14 protein-coding genes and 1 tRNA gene are annotated in these 20870 nt (G+C 64.5%); 5 read left to right on the top strand and 10 right to left on the bottom strand.

Translation table 11 applies throughout. The features are described from left to right. The first annotated feature begins 201 nt into the window (after positions 1-201). Positions 202-1449: a transporter substrate-binding domain-containing protein gene (locus ACVW16_RS35460; protein ID WP_456735089.1), complete on the top strand. Its 1248-nt coding sequence runs from the start codon at positions 202-204 to the stop codon at positions 1447-1449. A gap of 242 nt (positions 1450-1691) precedes the next feature. Here ACVW16_RS35460 and ACVW16_RS35455 read toward each other — a convergent pair whose 3' ends face one another. Next, the gene (locus ACVW16_RS35455; RefSeq protein WP_456703536.1) at positions 1692-1955 is read right to left on the bottom strand and encodes a hypothetical protein; all 264 of its coding nucleotides are present in this window, start codon (positions 1953-1955) and stop codon (positions 1692-1694) included. A gap of 269 nt (positions 1956-2224) precedes the next feature. Here ACVW16_RS35455 and ACVW16_RS35450 point away from each other — a divergent pair, with 269 nt between their 5' ends. Both ACVW16_RS35450 and ACVW16_RS35445 read left to right on the top strand, forming a co-directional pair. Further along, entirely contained in the window at positions 2225-2431 is a 207-nt protein-coding gene (locus ACVW16_RS35450; RefSeq protein ID WP_456735088.1) for a hypothetical protein, read from the top strand. Between the two features lie 74 nt (positions 2432-2505). Then, positions 2506-2579, top strand: a tRNA-Cys gene (locus ACVW16_RS35445). Positions 2580-2923: 344 nt separating this feature from the next. Here the strand turns inward: ACVW16_RS35445 and ACVW16_RS35440 are convergent. The 5 genes from ACVW16_RS35440 to ACVW16_RS35420 are packed head-to-tail and all read right to left on the bottom strand — an operon-like array spanning position 2924 to position 12909. Next, positions 2924-3661 carry a tRNA-uridine aminocarboxypropyltransferase gene (locus ACVW16_RS35440; protein WP_456735087.1) on the bottom strand — a complete coding sequence of 246 codons (738 nt, stop codon included), beginning with the start codon at positions 3659-3661 and terminating at the stop codon, positions 2924-2926. Positions 3662-3702: 41 nt separating this feature from the next. Continuing rightward, positions 3703-6807, bottom strand: a complete 3105-nt coding sequence (locus tag ACVW16_RS35435; protein WP_456735086.1) for an efflux RND transporter permease subunit — start codon at positions 6805-6807, stop codon at positions 3703-3705. Then, on the bottom strand, positions 6807-9956 hold the full coding sequence (locus ACVW16_RS35430; RefSeq protein WP_456703532.1) for an efflux RND transporter permease subunit: 3150 nt from the start codon (positions 9954-9956) through the stop codon (positions 6807-6809). The genes ACVW16_RS35435 and ACVW16_RS35430 overlap by 1 nt, the downstream gene beginning before the upstream one ends. Before the next feature lie 36 nt (positions 9957-9992). Further along, positions 9993-11444, bottom strand: coding sequence for an efflux RND transporter periplasmic adaptor subunit (locus ACVW16_RS35425; RefSeq protein ID WP_456735085.1), 1452 nt, complete (start codon positions 11442-11444; stop codon positions 9993-9995). After that, the gene (locus tag ACVW16_RS35420) at positions 11434-12909 is read right to left on the bottom strand and encodes an efflux transporter outer membrane subunit (RefSeq protein ID WP_456735084.1); all 1476 of its coding nucleotides are present in this window, start codon (positions 12907-12909) and stop codon (positions 11434-11436) included. Before ACVW16_RS35420 ends, ACVW16_RS35425 begins: the two co-directional genes overlap by 11 nt. Before the next feature lie 493 nt (positions 12910-13402). Here ACVW16_RS35420 and ACVW16_RS35415 point away from each other — a divergent pair, with 493 nt between their 5' ends. Beyond that, on the top strand, positions 13403-14437 hold the full coding sequence (locus ACVW16_RS35415) for a cysteine synthase A (protein WP_456703529.1): 1035 nt from the start codon (positions 13403-13405) through the stop codon (positions 14435-14437). A gap of 200 nt (positions 14438-14637) precedes the next feature. Here ACVW16_RS35415 and ACVW16_RS35410 read toward each other — a convergent pair whose 3' ends face one another. The 4 genes from ACVW16_RS35410 to ACVW16_RS35395 are packed head-to-tail and all read right to left on the bottom strand — an operon-like array spanning position 14638 to position 19156. After that, positions 14638-15378, bottom strand: coding sequence for an amino acid ABC transporter ATP-binding protein (locus ACVW16_RS35410; RefSeq protein ID WP_092232907.1), 741 nt, complete (start codon positions 15376-15378; stop codon positions 14638-14640). An 11-nt stretch (positions 15379-15389) separates the two neighbouring features. After that, positions 15390-16910 carry an amino acid ABC transporter permease gene (locus tag ACVW16_RS35405; protein WP_456735083.1) on the bottom strand — a complete coding sequence of 507 codons (1521 nt, stop codon included), beginning with the start codon at positions 16908-16910 and terminating at the stop codon, positions 15390-15392. Then, a complete protein-coding gene (locus ACVW16_RS35400; protein WP_456735082.1) occupies positions 16907-18112 on the bottom strand; it encodes an amino acid ABC transporter permease in 1206 nt (401 codons plus the stop codon). Before ACVW16_RS35400 ends, ACVW16_RS35405 begins: the two co-directional genes overlap by 4 nt. Positions 18113-18139: 27 nt before the next feature. Continuing rightward, positions 18140-19156, bottom strand: coding sequence for an amino acid ABC transporter substrate-binding protein (locus tag ACVW16_RS35395; RefSeq protein ID WP_456703526.1), 1017 nt, complete (start codon positions 19154-19156; stop codon positions 18140-18142). A gap of 395 nt (positions 19157-19551) precedes the next feature. On the opposite strand from ACVW16_RS35395, the gene metC reads away from it, so the two are divergent. Next, the gene (metC, locus tag ACVW16_RS35390) at positions 19552-20736 is read left to right on the top strand and encodes a cystathionine beta-lyase (protein WP_456735081.1); all 1185 of its coding nucleotides are present in this window, start codon (positions 19552-19554) and stop codon (positions 20734-20736) included. Positions 20737-20870 lie beyond the last annotated feature (134 nt).

The raw sequence follows: 20870 nt of genomic DNA, 5'->3' as shown, positions 1-20870 counted from the left end.
GTGATCACTCGCAAAGCATCGAGAAAGGGCCTACCGGGGCCCTCCTCCGGCCTAAGTCAGGGCGGGCCAAGACTTCATTCGAAATCCCCGATCGAAATCGGCCCCCGGCTCCTGACGTCGGCGCAGGCTCTGACCCGGGAATCCAAAATTCGGTAAATCGGGATATTTCGCGCGACGACTGATCCGCGGATCGGGTGTTTCGTGGGTCGGGCAACGCAGTGGATGGTGTTTTATATTGGACTGGGCCATCAATCCCAACGGGACTGTCCCCGACGGGGCGGTTCGAGCACCGGGAAACAACCATCGATGACTCGTCCGCAACCGGCGACCAGCTCTCGCGCTCGAACCGCTCGACTGCGTTGGGCGCTTGCGGCCGAGGCCGCCCGAGGGCTGGCGTTGGCACTGCTCTTCTGCCTGACCTGGTCCGCTGCTCAAGCCGAGACTGCCAAGCTCCGGGTGGCGACCCGCATAGTGCCGCCGATGGTCGTCGAGAAGAACGGCACGCTGAGCGGCTTCAGTATCGAGCTCTGGAACAGCATCGGCAAACGGCTGAACCGCGAGACCGAATACCTCGTGTTGCCCGATGTGAGCGAATTGCTTGACGCCGTGGGAAATGGACGGGCCGATCTCGCCATCGCAGCCATCTCGATCACGTCGGAGCGGGAGGACAAATTCGACTTCTCTCTGCCGATCATGAACTCGGGTTTGCAAATTATGGTGCGTGGCACGGCCGTCAATGTCCAAGCCAATCCGTTGCGCGAGTTGATGCAACTGTTCTTCTCACGGACCCTGCTGGTCTGGCTCGGCATTGCGCTTCTGCTCATCCTCGTGCCGGCTCATCTGATGTTCCTGGTCGAGCGAACGCATCACAGCGGAATCATTCCGACCCGGAAATATTTCCCGGGAATCTTCCATGCGATGTTTTGGGCTGCGGGCACGTTGGCCACTCAGGCCGACCAGATGCCCCGGCACTGGATGGCCCGGATCGTCGCTGTGCTGTGGATGTTCACCGGCGTGGTGTTCGTCGCCTTCTATACGGCGCAGCTGACCGCTTCACTGACGGTCCAGCAGATCAGGGGCCCGATCAACGGTCCGCAGGATCTCGTCGGCAAGACCGTCGGCACGACCCGAGGAAGCACCGCGACGGCCTATCTGAACGAGGTCAGTGCTCACATGGTCGAGTTCGAGAAAGTCGACGACCTCTACGATGCACTGTTGAAGCAACAGATCGACGCGGTCGTGTTCGATGCACCCGCCCTGCTCTACTACACGACCCACGACGGCCAGAGTTCGGCACGGATCGTAGGCGAGGTGTTTCACCGGGAAGATTACGGCATCGTCTTTCCGACCGGCAGTCCGTTGCGCAAGCAGGTCAACGAAGCACTTCTGGGGCTGCGCGAGCGCGACACCTACCAGCGGATCTACGAGGAGTGGTTCGGCAAGCGCTAAAGTAGACGGTCGGCCGAAACCAGGACGCCGCGGTTCTTCCGAACAAAGGGTTGGTTTCGCCGCAAGACGATCCACGGCGCGCGCGCCGTCGTGAATTCGTCTGATGTGATCAGATGGTTTGTCCGATCTGCGCCTGGTACCCGCCGCTCAACAGCTTGTCCGCAGCATATCCACAGCCGCTTCCGGATGAATTTGTGCCGATCGAGCAAAGCACTTGCTGCGCACAAATCCACAGGGGCTGCTCAACCGCCGGCCTGGTCGAACACGGTGCGGCAAGCTTCGCTTAAGCTCGAGCGGTTACGCCGCAGACAGGCCGTGATGGCACGCACGTTCGGGATTTCGCCGGCGCAGAGCCGGTAGACGTCGGGGGTGCAAGCCCGCCGCTGCTCCGGCGTGCCCTGCTGTGCCTGGGCGGTGCTGGCGAACAGTGTCAGGAACAGCCCAACGGTCGAGGCACGACGCGCCCGGCTTCTCACACCTGCAGACCGCAAGAATCTCGCCTTCATGACCACTCTCCTCCTGACCGCCGGGCCCGCGTTGGCCGGTACGGCAGAGGTAGTAGGAACGAATTGCGGGCGATGTGATCTCCTTCACACTGGCCGTCACCTGGAGGCCTCCTGGAGTTCCCGTGGGACTCCCGCGTTTCCCGGGGATCTTTCAGAAATCGCTAACCAAAACGGGCGTGATGGTCCGATCGTTAAAAAGCGAACGATCGGCTCAATCGGGACACAAGCCGGCTTTGCGACCGTGCGCCATCCGCGTTCCGGAGGGTGCGATGAGCGAAGCCGAATTCAACCTGATGCTGGATGCAGTGCGCAACGCCATGATTCATGAAGATTTTGCGCCCGCGCCGGAGGAGGACTTGGTGCACCGTTGGTGGAGCTTCGATGCGATGCTCAAGAAAACTCTCAAAGCCGCGAACGACAATGAGGGCGCCTGGCCTTTGCTGCCCTTTCCGGAAGGCTGGCACGCCGCCGGCTGAGGCCTCGGCGTCAAGCGCGAGGCCTGCGGGGTTGCCTAAACTGTTGATCCCCTATATTGCTCCGCCCTCGTTGAGGCCACGTGGCGGAGTGGTTACGCAACGGTCTGCAAAACCGTGTACACCAGTTCAATTCTGGTCGTGGCCTCCATCACAACTCCCTGATATGCCAGCATAAAATCAACCGTTGCACCGGCCTCGCCGTGCCGCCGGAACTCTGCCGCGCGGGTGGTGTCACCGTGTTTACCTCTGGGCCCGCGGAAACTCCTGATTCAGGTCGTCTGGCATAATCGTCGCTTCAGCCGAGGATGCAGTCCCGACAAACGAGCGCCGGAGAGAGCACGTGGGCGAGATCGTCCGATTTACCCCCAAATCCGAGTTGGAACGGGCTCGCCTCATTCGCGAGGCGCGCGCGATCTATGACAGCGTCTTCCCGCCCTCCGCCGCCAATGCGGTTCCGCAGGCGAGGAAAGCGTCGAGAACCAGCCGCGCGGCTCAACCCTTCTTGCCACGGCGGAAATCGCGCCGGCGGCCTTTCGGTGCCGGCTTCGGCGCGAGTTCGGGCATCTCGGCCTGAACCTCGCGGTAGCGTGTCAACAGCCGCTCAAAGCTGGCGTTCAGCGTCTCGGCGATATCGGGGCGCCGCTCGAGCCCGGCCAGCAATGTCGCCGCCGCCTCGATGGTCGATAACCCGTCCTTGCGTGGCTCGCGACGCAGGCGACCGTAGCGCGACGGGTGCGCCGGATTGAGGATCACGCGCCGGCATTTCAGCATCCAGGGATTGCGCCACCACAGCGCCTTGGCCTGGCTCCAGGTGCCGTCGAGCAGCACCACCCCTTCGAGCTTTCCCAGAATGGCCCGCTGGTTGTCCGCGACCTCGCCCTTGCGGTTGAGTGCGACGATCTCGCCGTCGACATCGAGGTCGGCCGCGCGGGCCGAGCCGAGATACAGCACGGCCCAGTGCGAGGCGTTCTCGATCGGATGCCCGAGCGCCTTGGACAGGCTCGGCCAGGACAGGCCGACCCGCACGGTGGCATCCTCAAAATGCTTCGCCAGCAGCCGCGCCGTGCCGAGCGCCCTGTCCTGCTCCTGCGGATGCTGCAGGATCAGGAGCGAGAGCTTGTTTTCGATGGGCGTGATACTGTCGCAGATGCAGAGCGGCATCGGCTTCCGGCAGTGCGGGCATTCGGGAATCGGCTCGGCCACGGCGGCCGTGGTTTCAGGGTTCGACATGATCGCCGCTATACGCTTCGTATGGTGGTTCAACAACCCGCCTATTCCGCCGGCGCTGCCAGCGCGCGTGGCTCGGATCTCCGGCGCAGGCGATCGATCAGGAGGTAGATCACGGGCGTGGTGTAGAGCGTCAGGACCTGCGACACGAACAGACCGCCGATGATGGTGATGCCGAGCGGGCGCCGCAGCTCGGTGCCCGGTCCGGTCGCGATGACCAGCGGAATGCCGGCGAACAGCGCCGCCATGGTCGTCATCAGGATCGGGCGGAAGCGCGCCTGGCAGGCCTCGAAGATGGCTTCTGCAGAGGACAGGCCGCGCTGGCGCTCGGCATCGAGCGCGAAGTCGACCATCATGATGCCATTCTTCTTGACGATTCCGATCAAGAGGATGATGCCGACGAAGGCGATCACCGTCAGCGGCGTAGTGGTGATCTGCAGCGCGAGCAGCGCGCCCAAACCGGCCGAGGGCAGCGTCGAGATGATCGTGAGCGGATGAGCGAGACTCTCATAGAGCACCCCTAGCACGATATACATCGCCACCAGCGCGCCAAGGATGAGCAGCGGCTGTCGACCGCTGGTCTTGGCGAAATCACCGGCGTTGCCGTCGAAGCTGCCGCGGATGCCCTCGGGCATGTGCAATTCGTCGACCGCGCGCTGGATGTTCTGCGTGGCAGCCTGGAGCTCCACGTCAGGCAAGGTGTTGAACGACACCGTGGTCGAGGGCACCGACTGCGAATGATAGACTGCGAGCGCAGCGAGCCCGCGGCTCGCATGCACCACGGCGGACAGTGGCACCTGCACGTCACCCGCGCCGGCGACGTAAATGCGCTCGAGGTTGGAGGGATCGACCTGGAATTTCGGATCGATCTCCAGCACGGTCATGTACTGGTTGCGCTGGGTGTAGATGATCGAGATCTGCCGCTGCGAGAAGGCGTTGTTCAAGGCATTGTCGATGTCCTGGACCTTGACGCCGAGTGCTGCGGCCTTGCGGCGATCGATGTTCAATGTCAGCTGAAGTCCACCGGGATCGCGGTCGCTGGAAATATCGGTGATGCCCTCGACCGTCTCCATGCGCTTGGCCACGATCGGCGCCCATTTCTGCAGCAGGTCGAGGTCGGTGCTCGACAGTGTGTATTGATAGTTCGAATCGCTCTGCCGGCCGCCGGCGCGGACGTCCTGGGCGGCGAACATGAAGAGACGGATGCCGGGCACGGGAAACAGTGCCTTCCGCAGCCGGTCGATCACGACCTGCGTCGAGACGTGGTCGCGCTCCTCGGGCGGCTTTAGGCTAATGTACATGACGCCGCGGTTCGAGGTCGCGCCGCCCGGGCCACCGCCACTGCCGACCGTCGAGCCGATGCCGGCCACGGCCGGATCCTGCATCACGATGTCGGCGAGGCGCTGCTGCAGCGTCAGCATCGACTGGAACGAGATGTCGGCCGAGGCCCGCGTCGCGCCGATCACGAAGCCGGAATCATCCGTCGGGAAATAGCCCTTCGGCACCTTGATGTAGAGCACCACCGTCAGGGCGATGGTGGCGAAGAACACCAGCAGCGTCAGCAGCGGAAACTCGAGCACGGCGCGCAAGGTCCGGGTGTAGAACGCGACGACACGCGACAGCGAGCCTTCGATCAGGCGGTCGAACAGCGTGGCGGACCCCGACGTGGTCTGCCTGACATAATGGGCGCAGATCATCGGCGTGACCGTCAGCGACACCAGGGTCGAGACCAGAATCGCGAAGGTCAGCGTCAGCGAGAATTCGCGCAACAGGCGGCCGACGATGCCGTCCATGAAGATCAGTGGGGTGAACGCCGCGATCAGCGACAGGCTGATCGAGACCACCGTGAAGCCGATCTGCCTGGCGCCCTCCAGCGCCGCCTGCATCGGCCGCATGCCGTGCTCGAGATTGCGGAACATGTTCTCGATCATGACGATGGCATCGTCGACCACGAATCCGACCGAGATCGCCAGCGCCATCAGCGACAGATTGTCGATCGAAAAGCCGGCGACCCACATGCCGGCGCAAGTGCCGGCCAACGCCAGCGGCACCGAGATGCCGGCGGCGATGGTCGGCGTCACCCGGCGCAGGAACACGAACACCACGACCATCACGAGAACTGCGGTCGCCAGCAGCGTCCACTGCATGTCCATGACGCTGGCGCGGATCGTCGAGGTGCGGTCGACCAGCGTGGAAACGTCGACACCGGCCGGAATCCACTGCTTCAGCTCGGGGATCAGCGCCTTCACCCGGTCGACGGTGTCGATGACGTTGGCGTCGCCCTGCTTGGTGATCTGGATCAGCACCGCCGGTTGCTTGTTGAACCAGGCGATCGAGCGCGCATTGCGGACGCCGTCCTCGATCTCGGCAACGTCGGAGAGCTTGACGAAGTTGCCGCCCGAGCTCTTGATGACGATGTCGCGGAATTCCTGCGCGGTGCGCATCTGCTTGTTCAGCGACAGCGTCTCGCTCTGGCGTTCGCCGTTGAAGATTCCGACCGGACCTAGCGGGTTTGCGTTGATGATCGCGGTCCGTACGTCGTCGGTCGCGATTCCCGCATTCGACAGCGCCACCGGATTGAGCTGGATCCGCACCGCCGGCTGGTCCGCGCCGGATACCGTCACGTCGCCGACACCGGGTACCTGCGAGATGCGCTGCGCCAGCACGGTGTCGGCGACGTCGTAGATCGCGCTGGCGGACAGTGTCTTGGATGTCAGCGCCAGCACGAAGACAGGCGCGCCGGCCGTGTTCGCTTTCCGAAAGCGCGGCAGCGCCGGCAGATCGCTGGGCAAATCCACCAGCGCGGCGTTGATGGCGGCCTGCACGTCACGCGCCGCCTTGTCGATGTTGCGCCCGATGTCGAACTGGAGCTGGATGTTCGCCGTGCCGAGCGAGCTCGTCGACGTGATCTGGTTGATCCCCGCGATTTCGCCGAGCCGCCGTTCCAGCGGCGCGGCGACGGTTGCCGCCATTACCGAAGGATCGGCGCCGGGGCGGCTCGCCGAGACGAAGATGGCGGGGAAATCGACGTTCGGGACCGAGGCCACGGGGAGGAACTCGTAGGCGACGGCCCCCAGCAGGAACAGACCGATCGACAGCAGCGTGGTCGCGACCGGGCGGCGGATGAAGGGCTCCGAGATCGACGCCATCACTGCATCCCCTCGGTCGCGCCGGCCGTCGGCGCCTCGGGCTCGGGCGGCGGCAGCGCCTGCTCGAGGCGGCGGTTGATGCGGTCGAGCGCGAGATAGATCACGGGCGTGGTGTAGAGCGTCAGCAACTGGCTCAGCAGCAGGCCGCCGATGATGGAGATGCCGAGCGGGAAGCGCAGCTCGGCGCCCGTGCCGCTCTCGATCGCGAGCGGCAGCGCGCCGAACAGCGCGGCCAGCGTCGTCATCATGATCGGACGGAAGCGCAACAGGCAGGCCTGCACGATGGCTTCGTGGGCCGGCATGCCCTGACCGCGCTCGGCTTCGAGTGCGAAGTCGATCATCATGATCGCGTTCTTCTTGACGATGCCCATCAAGAGAATGATGCCGATCAGGCCGATCACCGAGAGATCCTGCCCGCACAGGATCAGCGCCAGGATGGCGCCGACGCCCGCCGACGGCAGCGTCGAGAGGATCGTGATCGGGTGGATGTAACTCTCATAGAGCACGCCCAGCACAATGTAGATCGTGATCACTGCGGCGAGCAGCAGCCAGGGCTGGCCGGCCAGCGCCTTGGCGAACTCGGCGGCATCGCCGGCATAGACGCCGACGATGCTGTTGGGCATGCCGATGCGAGTCTCGATCGACTTCACCTCATCGACGGCATCGCCGAGCGCCGCGCCCGGCGCGAGATTGAAGCTGAGCGAGATCGCCGGGAATTGGGCCTGGTGCGAGATCGCCAGCGGCGCCGTGGTGCGCTTCAACGTCGCCACCGCGTCGAGCGGCACCTGGGCATTGGGCGCACCGACCGCGGAGGAGCTGGCGCCGCCCGGCAAGTACAGTTTCGACAGGATCGAGGGATCGCGCTGGTACATCGGCAACGCCTCCAGCACCACGCGGTACTGGTTGGCCTGGCCATAGATAGTCGAGATCTGGCGCTGCGCGAAGGCGTCGTTGAGCGTGTCGGTGATGGCCTGCAGGCTGACGCCGAGCTGGCCGGCGCGGGTGCGGTCGACCTCCAGCTGCGCGCGCAGGCCGCCTTCCTGGGCTTCCGAGGAGACGTCGCGGAACAAGGGATCGCGCCGCATCTCGTCGACGAGCTTGCGGGCCCATTCCGACACCAGCGTCGCGTCGGTACCTGTCAGCGTATACTGGTACTGCGAGCGGCTCGACTGGGTCGAAATCTGCACGTCCTGCACCGGCTGGAAATAGACGGTCATGCCGGGAATGCCGGAGACCTTGTCCTTCAACCTCGCAATGACCACGCCGACATCGTCGACGCGCTCGCCGCGCGGTTTCAGCGTCATGACGAGGCGCCCGACATTGGTGGTCGGATTGACCGAGCCGGCGCCAATGACCGAGACCACGCCTGTGACGTCAGGATCAGCCTTGATCGCGTCGGCAGCCTCGGCCTGCCGCTTCTGCATCTCCGCAAAGGAGACGTCGGGCCCGGCTTCGGTCACCGCCGTGATCGACGCCGTATCCTGCAGCGGCAGAAACCCCTTTGGCGCGACGACGTAGAGAACGAGGGTTGCCGCCAGCGTCGCAAAAGTGACGACCAGCGTGGTGCGCTGGTGGCGCAGCACCACGAGCAGCGTGCGGCGATAGAATTCGACGGTGCGGTCGATGAAGCGGCTGATGGCGGCAAGCCCCGGCACCGCCAGTTCCTCGTGGGCGTGCTTGAGCAGCCGCGAGCACATCATCGGGGTCAGCGTCAGCGACACCACCGCCGAGGTCACGACCGCGATGGTCAAGGTCAACGCGAATTCGCGGAACATGCGTCCCACGAGGCCCGACATGAACAATAGCGGGATGAACACCGCGATCAGCGACACCGTCAGCGAGATCACGGTGAAGCCGATTTCGCTGGCGCCCTTCAGCGACGCCTGCATCGCATTGTCGCCGTTCTCCATATGGCGGACGATATTCTCGATCATCACGATGGCGTCGTCGACCACGAATCCGGTGCCGATCGTCAGCGCCATCAGCGAGAGATTGTCGAGGCTGAACCCGGCAAAATACATGATGCCAAAGCTCGTGATCAGCGACAGCGGCAGCGCCACGCCGGCAATCACCGTTGCGCGCAGCGAGCGCAGGAACAGCAGCACGACCAGCGTCACCAACACGACGGCAAGCACGAGCGTGAACTGCACGTCATGGACGGAAGCGCGAATGGTGACGGTGCGGTCGGAGACGATGGTCAGTTTGACGCCGGCCGGAATCGCCCGCTGCACCTTCGGGATCTCGGCGCGGATCTGGCTGACGACATCGATGACGTTGGCGCCGGGCTGGCGCTGGATGTCGATGATGACGGCCGGCGTGCCCTGGTACCAGCCGCCGGTGCGGTCGTTCTCGAGCCCGTCGACGATCTGCGCGACGTCGCCGATCGTCACGGGCGAGCCGTTGCGGTAGGCGACGATAACAGGCCTGTAGGCGTCGGCGGCGGCGATCTGGTCGTTGGCCGCGATGATGTAGGATTGCTGCGCCCCGTCGAGCGAGCCCTTCGGACCGGAGACGTTGGCGTTGGCGATCGCGGCCCGTAAGTCCTCCATCGCGATGCCGTAGGCGGCAAGCCGCGCCAGATCGGCCTGGATGCGCACGGCCGGCTTCAGCCCGCCAAGCACCGAGACGCGCCCCACCCCGGAGATCTGGCTGAGCCGTTGTGCCAGCAGCGTGTCGGCGATGTCGCTCATCGCGCGCAGGGAGATCGTGTCCGAGCGCAGCGCCAGTGTCATCACTGGCGCGTCGGCCGGATTCACCTTGGCGTAAGTCGGCGGATAAGGCAGCGTCTTTGGCAAGACGCCGGCAGCGGCGTTGATCGCGGCCTGCACGTCCTGGGTGGCGCCGTCAATGTCGCGGTTGAGATCAAACTGGAGCGAGATTTGGCTGACGCCGAACGAACTCGTCGAGTTCATCGCCGTCAGCGACGGGATCTGGCCGAGCTGCCGCTCCAGCGGCGCCGTGATCAGCGAGGCGATCACGTCGGGGCTCGCGCCTGGCAGCTGCGTCGATACCTGCACGGTGGGAAAGTCGACCTGCGGCAGCGCCGAGACCGGCAGCGCGAAATAACCCAGCAGCCCGCCGATCAGCAGCGCTATGCCAAGAAGGGAGGTCGCGATCGGACGGCGGATGAAGGGTTCGGAGACACCCATGTGATGCGCCTGCCGCTCAGGCGGCTGTTGCCGGGATCATGGCTGCTTGGCTCCAGATCCGGATGGTTGAGCCCCCGATGGTTGAGCCCCCGGCCCCGGCGCAGGCCCAGTCTGGCCCTTCTGATCGCCCTCGCTGCTCTTCCGCTTGGCGCGGAAATCACCGTCCCTGCCCAGTCCGTCCTTCTGGCCATCCTTCTGGCCATCCTTCTGGCCATCCTTGGCCTGACCGCCCTTCCCGTCAGCCTGCGGAGCGCGCGTGCGCTTGCGCGGGGCGAGGTCGGCCGACGGCGTCTGCTCGTCGCGGCCGATGATGACCTTGGAGCCATCGGACAGATTGGCAAAGCCCGTGGTAACGACCTTGTCGTTCGCCGTCAGGCCGCTCGCAATGACTGCATCATGCTCGTTCTGCTGCGTCACCGTCACGGGCTTGGCCGTAACCACGTTGTCCTCGCCTATGACATAGCTGAACGTGCCGATCGGTCCGCGCTGCACCGCAGAAGTCGGCACCACCAGCGCCTGGTTCAGCGTTTCGACTTTGAGGCGGACATTGACGAACTGGCCCGGCCAGAGCTGGTAGTTGGCGTTGGGGAATTCCGCCTTGAGCTTGAGGGTGCCCGTGGTCTGGTCGACCTGGTTGTCGATGCCGGTGAGCTTGCCGGTGTCGATCACGGTCACGCCGTCATTGCCGAACACGTCGACCGACAGCGCGCCCTTCGCCGCGGCGGCATTGACCCGCATGATCTGCTGCTGCGGCAGGCTGAACCACACCGCGATCGGCTGCAATTGGGTGATGACGACCAGGCCGGTGGTGTCGGAGGCGTGGATGATGTTGCCCTGGTCGACCTGACGGAGGCCGACGCGGCCCGACAGCGGCGCCACGATCTTGGTATAGCTCAGCGTCGCGGCCGCATTGTCGATCGCGGCCTGATCGGCCTTGACCAGCGCCTCGGTCTGCGCGACCGCCGCGCGCTGGGTGTCGGCCTGCTGCTTGGAGCCGGCATTGGAGGCAGCCAGCTGCTCGTAGCGCGTCAGGTCGATGCGCTGGTTGGCGAGCTGGGCCTGGTCCTGCGCCTTCTTGGCGACCGCCTGGTCGTAGGTCGCCTGGTAGAGCGCGGGGTCGATCTCACCCAGCACGTCGCCCTTCTTGACGTCCTGGCCTTCGGTGAAATTCACCGCGATCAGCTTGCCGTCGACCTGCGAGCGGACAGTGACGGTGTTGAGCGCGCGGATCGCGCCGACGCCGTCGAGATAGACGGGCACGTCCTGAACCTTGGGCGTCGCCGCCAGCACCGGCACCGGCAGATCGGGGCGCTGCTGGCCGCGTCCGTTCGCCTGCTGCTGCGGCTGCTGATGCATCACGGACCAGCCGAGATAACCGAGGCCGCCGAGGATCGCGAGCGTGATCAGCGTCATGACGAAGCCGCGGCCGCGCGACTTCTTCGCCGTCCCGTCTTTCGCGTTGACCTTCATATCCGGCTTAAAGAGCATTGACCGGTTTCTCCATTCGCGGCTCCCAGCCGCCGCCGAGTGCCTGATACAGGCTGACGATGGCGAGAAGGCGTGCGAGCTGCGCTTGCGACAGTGTGTCTTCGGCCTGGAACAGCGTCAGCTGGGTGTTGAGCACGGTCACGATATCGGCCGTGCCGGCGCGCAGCTGTTGCTCGGCAAGATCGAAGGCGCGCCGCGAGGCGTTGACGACATCGCGCTGCAGTTGCAGCTTGATCGTGGTCTGCTTGATTGAAAATAGTGCGTTGTCGACGTCGGTGAAGGCCTGGACGATGGTCTTGCGGTAGGTTTGCAGCAATTCCTCCTGCCGCGCCTTGGCATATTCGAAATTGCCGAGGATCTTGCCCCCGTCGAAGATCGGTTGCGTCGCGCTGCCGACAAGCTGGAAGAACGCTGCGTGCGGCTGGAACAGTGAGACCAGTGCCGAGCTCTGGTAGCCGCCATTGCCGGTGAGTTGGATGGTCGGGAAGAATTGCGCGCGGGCGTTGCCGATATTGGCGGTGGCGGAGGCCAGCTGCGCCTCCTGCCGGCGGATGTCCGGCCGCTGCGTCAGCAGCTCCGACGGCAGCCCGGGCGTCACGCGCGGGATGGCGATCCTGTCCAGCGAGCCACCCGCAAGGCGGACGCTCTCGGGCGGACGCGACACCAGCACCGCGAGCGCGTTGCTGTTCTGGTCGAGCGTCTGGCGCAGCGGCGGCACCAGCGCCTTCTGATTGGCCAGCACGCTCTCCTGCTGGGCGACGTCGAGATCGGTACCCGTGCCGGCCTTGCGGCGCTCGCGGATGGCATCGAGGATGCGCTGGGCGCTGGCGATGTTGCGCTGGGCGGTGCGCAGCCGATCCTGCGACGACAGCACCTGGAAATAGGCATTGGCGACCGCTGCGAGCGTCGTCAGCGCGACGGTGTCGCGGTCGAAGCGGTTGGCCTTGGCGGTCTCCTCCGCCGTTTGGAGGGCGTCGCGGTTCTGGCCCCAGAAATCGAGCTGGTAGCTGGCGCTGAGCGACGCGGAGTAGTTGACGACCTCGCGGCCGCCGTTGGTCAGGCCCGACGAACTCGAGCCCGAGGTGCGCGAATAGGTTTCCTGCCCGCTGCCCGACAAACTCGGCAGCAGCGCCGCGCCGGCCTGCCGCGCCTGGGCGTCGGCCTCGACGATGCGCGAGACCGCGCCTGCGATATCGAGGTTGACGGTCTGCGCCTCCTCCATCAGCTGTGTCAGCTCCGCCGAGCGGAAGCCGCGCCACCAATCCAGAGTCGGCGGCGCATCCGTCTTGCCGGCATATTTGTATTGCGCGGGGACATCGAGCGCGGGATCGGGAAGGTCCTGGGTCAGCACGCAGGCGCCCGAGCTCGACGCCAGGCACACGACTGCGACCGCTCGCAGCGTGCGGAACGCGCGACCAAGGAATTGCCTGACGGCAACGGCCGGAACCCGCTGTGTCACATCCACCCCCCGCCGGGCAGAACATGCCGCCGCCGCGCGGCCGGATTAGCCGATTCGCGGGCAGACGGCAGGAGGCGTTGATCCAACTCGTTCACAGCGTGATGCTTTCTGCAGAACCTGGAAGCAATACTAGCCGGGCGCGGAACCGCGGGACAGTCCCGCACCTGCGAAACGCACAGCCGAACGCGCCGGCGCAGGGGCTCTCGAAATGTAAGAAGTGCCTGTCTTGCAGACTTTTTTCAGCTTCCAACAGGCTCAGAAACACAACCAAGCTTACGAAGATTTCATGTGGTATTGCAGCCACATCGTTCTCGCCCGCTTCGCTATCCTGCGATTGTGAGCCTTTCGATCGTCGCCTTCGATCCGGTGGGACGAAGCCGATCCGTTGGGGCAAGCCACCTTCGCAATTCAGCAATATGAGTGTGCGCCCTCGCCTTGTGTGTCCTGCGACCCTACTTTAGGGTCGCGTCCAATCGCGAACCAGCCGGTATTGCCTGACATGACCATCAAAAACGACGTTGTCCAAGCCATCGGCAACACCCCGCTCATCAAGCTCAAGCGCGCGTCCGAACTGACCGGCTGCACGATCCTCGGCAAGGCCGAGTTCATGAATCCTGGCCAATCGGTCAAGGATCGCGCCGGCAAATGGATGATTCAGGAAGCCGAGAAGCGCGGCGAGCTGAAGCCGGGCGGCCTCGTGGTGGAAGCGACCGCCGGCAACACCGGCATCGGCCTCGCGGTGGTGGCGAGCGCGCGCGGCTATCGCACGCTGATCGTGATCCCGGAGACGCAGAGCCAGGAGAAGAAGGATTTTCTGAAGCTGTGCGGCGCCCAGCTGCTGGAATCGCCCGCGCTGCCCTACTCCAACCCGAACAATTACCAGCATGTCGGCCGCCGCCTTGCCGATGAGCTGCGCAAGACCGAGCCGAACGGCGTCCTGTTCGCCGACCAGTGGAACAACCTCGACAACGCCAAGGCGCATTATGAGTCGACCGGCCCCGAGATCTGGGCGCAGACCGGCGGCAAGGTCGACGGCTTCGTCTGCTCAGTCGGCAGCGGTGGCACGCTCGCCGGCACCAGCCGCTATCTGAAAGAGAAGAACAAGGACGTCCGGATTGCCTGCGCCGATCCGCACGGCGCCGCCATGTTCGAATATTTCAAGACCGGCACCGCCAAGGCGAGCCCCGGCGACTCCATCACGGAAGGCATTGGCCTCGGTCGCGCGACCGCAATCGTCGAGAGTGCGAAGGTCGATGATGCCTTCCTCATTCCCGATGCCGAAGCTGTTACGGTGATCTACGAGCTGCTCCAGCACGAAGGCCTGTGCCTCGGCGGCTCGACTGGCATCAACATTGTGGGCGCGATGCGCCTCGCCAAGCAGCTCGGGCCGGGCAAGACCATCGTCACCATTCTCTGCGATTCCGGCAGCCGCTATCAGTCAAAACTGTTCAACGCCGACTTCATGCGCGCCAAGAACCTTCCTGTGCCGGAATGGCTGGAGAAGCGCAGCAACATCAAATTGCCGTTCGTCTAGGTCCGGACAGTCAGGCGCCGGCTCCAGGTCGGACGCGCCCTGCCTTGCGAGACGCGTGCAAGGCGGTGGTCCGACGTGGACTTCTTGTTGGCGGCGCGCACGGGCGGCTCGAAAGGGGTTGGTGTAAGGCGCTCGCTCTGCGCCATTGCGATCGCAAGGCAGATCGCGGTCGTCACGACCGCCTGCGGAAATCTGCGAGATCAGCGCAGGATCTGGCTCAAGAACAGCTTCGTGCGGGCGTGCTGCGGGGTGGCGAAGAATTCGTTCGGCGTGTTGGCCTCGATGATCTGGCCGGCGTCCATGAACACGACGCGGTTGGCGACTTCCTTGGCAAAGCCCATCTCGTGGGTGACGACCAGCATGGTCATGCCCTCCCCGGCAAGATCGACCATGGTATCGAGGACCTCCTTGACCATTTCAGGATCGAGCGCCGAGGTGGGCTCGTCGAACAGCATCACCTTCGGATTCATGGTGAGGGCGCGCGCGATGGCGACGCGCTGCTGTTGGCCGCCCGACATCTGGCCGGGAAACTTGTTGGCCTGGTGCGGGATCTTCACCCGCTCCAGGAATTTCATCGCGGTTTCTTCGGCGTCCTTCTTGGGGATGTTGCGCACCCAGATCGGCGCCAGCGTGCAATTGTCCAGCACGGTCAGGTGCGGGAACAGATTGAAGCTCTGGAACACCATGCCGACCTCGCGCCGCACGGCATCGACATGCTTCAAGTTCGGGCCGAGCTCGATGCCGTCAACGACGATCTGGCCCTCCTGAAATTCCTCCAGCGCGTTGATGCAGCGGATCAGGGTCGACTTGCCCGAGCCTGACGGGCCGCAGATCACGATGCGCTCGCCCTTGACGACCTCGAGGTCGATGTCACGCAGCACGTGAAATTCGCCGTACCATTTGTTGAGGCCGGAAATGTTGACGATGGGGTCAGCAGGCATGACGGCCTCGATCAGTTGCGGCGGTGGGCGTTGAGACGGCGCTCGACGAAAAGTGAGTAGCGCGACATTCCGAAGCAGAACAGGAAATAAATGATGCCGGCGAAGGCAAAGCCGGTGAACGCCGTCGACGGCGTCGCCCATTTCGGGTCCGAGAACGAGGCCCGGAGCGAGCCCAACAGGTCAAACAGCGCCACGATCGAGACCAGCGAGGTGTCCTTGAACAGCGAGATGAAGCTGTTGACGAGGTTCGGAATGACGTGACGCAGGGCCTGCGGCAGCACGATCAGCGAGGTCGTCTTCCACCACGACAGCCCGAGCGCCGCCGCCGCCTCGCTCTGCCCGCGCGGGATCGCAGCGAGCCCGCCGCGAACGTTCTCGGCCTGGTAGGCCCCGGTGAACAATGCGATGCCGATCAGCGCGCGCACCAGACCATCGACGGAGAAATTGCCCGGCAGGAACAGCGGCAGCATGTAGGTGGCGAAGAACAGCACGGTGATCAGCGGCACGCCGCGCCAGAACTCGATGAAGGCAATCGAGAAGATTCGGATCAGGGGGATGGAAGCGCGCCGGCCGAGCGCCAGCGCGATGCCGATCGGCAGCGAGGTGACGATGCCGGTGACCGAGACCACCAGTGTCACCAGCAGGCCGCCCCAGAGATTGGTGGCGACGATCGGCAGCCCGCCGCGGTCGAGGCCCATCAGCTTGATGATGATCGCGACGGCGACAAAGGTGGCGATGCAGGACCCGAGCGCGCGCCAGCCGCCGCGCATGCCGCCACCGAGGACAAAGCCGGTCAGCGAGACGAATGCGGCCGTGAGGACGAGGTCGACCCAGACCGGCTGGCCTGTCTGCTGGATCTGGTCGCGCAGCCAGCTCAGCGGGAAGATCAGCCAGTGAAACGCGATTCCGAGCAGCGCGATGAGATGACCAACGAGCCACAGGAGCGGCGCGATGGCCGACGTCCCACTCAGGCCGAGCACGACCTGCCCGGCGCTGACGATGCTGTCATCGAACAATTCAAGCAGGCCGGCCGTCCAGCTCAGGCCGAATCCGGTGATGCCGCCGCCATGGAGCAGGAAGAACGCCACGGCAGGAAAGGCCAGGAAGAACAGGCCGGCGTTGAGGCCTTTGGCCGGCAGCCGCGGAATCAGCAGCGGCAGCAGCAGGGCTGCAGCCAAGATCAGTGCAAGATTGACCCGCCAGCGCTCGGCCTCGGGATAGAAGCCGTAGATCAGCTGCGGCAGCTTGGCCTGGATGTAGGGCCAGCAGGCGCCGACCGCGGAACCGGCGTTCTCGGTCAGGCAGGCGCCGCGGTCGCTGCCGGTCCAGACCGCATCGACGACAAGGAATCGGACGGACGGAATGATCGTGAACCAGAGCAGCAGGAGGCCGACGATGGTGAGCAGAATATTGGTCGGCGAGTTCAACAGGCGGGTGCGCAGCAGGCCGACAAGCCCTGATGTCTTGATCGGCGCGGGACGCTCGGTGACCAGGTCCTGGCGGACGAAGGACGAGGCGGTGATGTCGCTCATGCGCCGAGACTCCGGCTAAGTCGCCAGCCATAGATACTCATCAGGGCGCTGGTGAAGAGCGAGATCAGGAGATAGACGCCCATTGTCATGGCGATGATCTCGATCGCCTGCCCGGTCTGGCTCAGCGACGTGCCCGCCCATACCGATACCAGGTCGGGATAGCCGATCGCGACCGCGAGCGAGGAATTCTTGGTGAGATTGAGGTACTGATTGGTGAGCGGCGGCACGATCACGCGCATGGCCTGCGGCACCACGATCAGCCGCAGCGTGTTGCCACGGGAAAGGCCGAGCGAGGCTCCCGCCTCCATCTGCCCTGTGTGGACGGACAGGATACCGGCGCGCACGATCTCGGCGATGAAGGCAGCCGTGTAGGTCGACAGCGCCAGCGTCAGCGCCACGAATTCCGGAATGATGCGCGCGCCGCCGGCGAAATTAAAACCCTTGAGCTGCGGCAGCTCGACCGTGAAGGGCAGACCGAACACCGCCATCGTGACGAGCGGCAACCCGATCAACAGGCCCAGCACGTAAGGCCAGATGCGGATCAACTGCCCGCGCAGGAACAGCGCCCGGCGCGCATAGATGCGCAAGCCCAGCGCCGCGACGATGCCGAACACCAGGGCCGCCACGAACGGCTCCAGCCCGGGCTGGCCAATCGGCTGAGGAATGACGAGGCCACGATTGCTGATGAAGGCGATGCCCAGCAACGAAATGCTCTGCCTGGGATTGGGCAGCGCCGCGAGCACGGCCAGGTACCAGAACAGGATCTGGAACAGCAGCGGCAAATTGCGGATGATCTCGACATAGATCTCGCCGACGCGCGACACCAGCCAGTTCGGCGAGAGCCGGCACAGCGCGACGACGAAGCCGATCAAGGTGGCGAACACGATGCCCACCACCGAGACCACGACCGTATTCAGAAGCCCGACCACGAACACGCGCAGGAACGTGTCGGAGCCGGTGTAGGAAATCAGGGTCTGGTTGACGTCGAAGCCGGCGTTGTTGGCAAGGAAGCCGAAGCCGGCTGCAATGTGCTGTTTTTCAAGGTTGGCTCGCGCATTCGAGATGATCTCGTAGGCGACCCAGCCCAACACCGCCGCAAAAGCAAACTGGACGGCAACGCCGTTCCAGCCTGCCTTGCCACCCAGAAGGCGCCTGATCTTCAGGGCGATCTGGAGCGGCGGTTTACGAGCCTCGGTGCTCATTGCCGTGTGCCGGCTGATCGAGCGGGATCAGCGGATCGGCGGCGCGTACTGAAGACCACCCTTGTTCCAGAGATTGTTCAGACCACGGTTGATGGCGAGCGGCGAGCCGGAGCCGACATTGCGATCGAACATCTCGCCGTAATTGCCGACGGCCTTCACGATACGGATCACCCAATCATTGGTCACGCCGAGCTGCTCGCCGAAATTGCCGTCGGTGCCGAGGACGCGTTTCAGCTCCGGATTCTCCATCTTGGCTTTCTCGTCGACATTCTTCGAGGTGATGCCGAGTTCCTCGGCGGTCACCATGGCGAATAGCGTCCATTTCACGAGGTCGAACCACTGGTCGTCGCCGTGGCGTACCATCGGTCCGAGCGGCTCCTTCGAGATGATTTCCGGGAGAACCATATGGTCGTTGGGGTTGGCGAGCTTCAGACGGTTGGCGTAGAGGCCGGACTGGTCGGTGGTGAAGACGTCGCAGCGCCCGGCTTCGTAGGCCTTGACGGTTTCGTCGTTGGTGCCGAACGCGATCACCTCGTACTTCATGTTGTTGGCCTTGAAGTAGTCGGCCAGATTCTGCTCGGTGGTGGTGCCGGTTTGCACGCAAACAGATGCGCTGTTGAGCTCCAGCGCGGAATTCACCTTGAGCGACTTCTTCACCATGAAGCCCTGCCCGTCATAATAGGTCACGCCGGTGAAATTGGCGCCGAGCGAGGTGTCGCGCGAGAGGGTCCAGGTGGTGTTGCGCGAGAGCACGTCGATCTCGCCAGATTGCAGTGCGGTGAAGCGGTCCTTGGCCGAGGTCGGCACGAACTTCACTTTCGTCGGGTCGTTGAAGATCGCGGCGGCAACGGCGCGGCAGACGTCGACGTCCAGCCCGGTCCAGTTGCCCTTGTCATCTGGCGACGAGAAGCCCGGCAGGCCCTGGCTGACGCCGCAGGACAGCATGCCCCGATCCTTGACGGTCTTGAGCGTTTGCGCGTTGGCGGCCTGGGCAGAGAGGCCGGCGGCGAGAGCAAGAGAGAGAGCCAGGGTTACGCGTTTCATGGTTTCAGGCCTTTCAAAGTCGTCTCAAGGTCAGGAACGTTGTCTCAGGATCGTCTCCGCCAGGGCAATCCTACTTGGGATCTGCCTTGCAAGAGTCATGCTGGAAAACCTTGCCGAACACTCGCCGATCCTGGGAGGCCATACCTTAATCCCCGCCGAAGGCGCCCGCCGTTGTGGCTGTGACGCAAGGTTCGGTCAAACGATGGATCGAAGGTCGCGGCAGGCCCCTCAACATGCGGCGACTGAATAGCACCTGCGCATCACAGAACGACTGGCGAGCCGGGTCAAGGGGTTGACGGGACTCTTCTGTGTTCTGTTATTAACGTCCGCGGCCTCCGGGCCGCCCCGGCCGTGCGATCCGCGCCCGGCGGAAACGCTGTTTTGAAAGCAGACGCATGGATTCCTCGCACCCCGCACAGCAGCATGCCGATACCCGGCTGGTCACCTCCGGCCGCGACACCAAGGCGCAGAAGGGGTTCGTCAATCCGCCGGTGTTCCACGGCTCCACCGTGCTCTATCCGACCGCCGAGGACCTGCACGCCCATCGGGGCGAGTTCACCTATGGCCGCCACGGCACCCCGACCACGCGTGCGTTCCAGGACACGCTGATGGCACTGGAAGGACCGCAATGCGCGGGTGTCGGCATCGTACCGTCGGGCCTGTCGGCGATCTCCACCACTCTGCTCTCGGTGCTGAAGACCGGCGACCATCTACTGGTCGTCGACAACATCTATCGACCCTCGCGCAATTTCTGCAACGGCATGCTCGCCCGCTACGGGGTCGAGACCACTTACTTTGATCCGCTGATCGGCGCCGGCATCGAAAAATTGCTCAAGCCCAACACCCGTGCCGTGCTGGTCGAGGCGCCGGGCTCGCAATCGTTCGAGATGCCTGATATCCGCGCCATTGCCGAAGTGGCGCATGCGCGTGGCGCGCTCGTCATCGACGACAACACCTGGGCGACGCCGCTGTATCACCGCTCGCTCGAGCAGGGTGTGGACATCAGCATGCAGGCCGCCACAAAATATATCGGCGGCCATTCCGACATCATGTTCGGCACCATCTCGGCCAACGCCAAGGCCTGGCCGCAGATTGCCGAAGGCATCCGCCTGCTCGGCGTCTGCGCCGGCCCCGATGACGTCTTCCTGGCGCTCCGCGGCCTGCGCACGCTGTCGGTGCGGCTCGCGCAGCACTATCGCTCCGGCCTCGACATGGCGCACTGGCTTGCGGCGCGTCCCGAAGTCGCGCGCGTCCTGCATCCGGGGCTCGAGACCGATCCGGGCCACGCGATCTGGAAGCGCGATTTCACCGGCGCCTCCGGCCTGTTCAGCATCGTGCTGAAGCCGGCGCCGCAGAGCGCCGTCGACACAATGCTCAACACGCTCGAGCTGTTCGGCATGGGCTTCTCATGGGGCGGGTTCGAGAGCCTGGCGATTCCCTTCGATTGCGATACCTATCGCACCGCGACCAGGTGGGCGCCGGGCGGCCCGACGCTGCGACTTCACATCGGACTCGAGAGCGTCGACGATCTCAGGGCCGATCTCGATCGCGGCTTTGCTGCCCTCAAAGCGGCAATGTGACTCTGTTACGAGGCAATGCGCCTGCGGACGCACCAAGACGCGCCGCGGCGGACGCGCAGCCGCGCCGCGGGGACGCGCAGTCGCGCCGCGGGGGACGCGCAGCCGCGCCGCGGGGGAACGAGCACTCCGCGGAG

It is taken from the genome of Bradyrhizobium sp. USDA 4474 (assembly GCF_054057515.1).
Note: the sequence above shows the minus strand (reverse complement) of the source record. Positions and strands in the feature narration are given on the sequence as shown.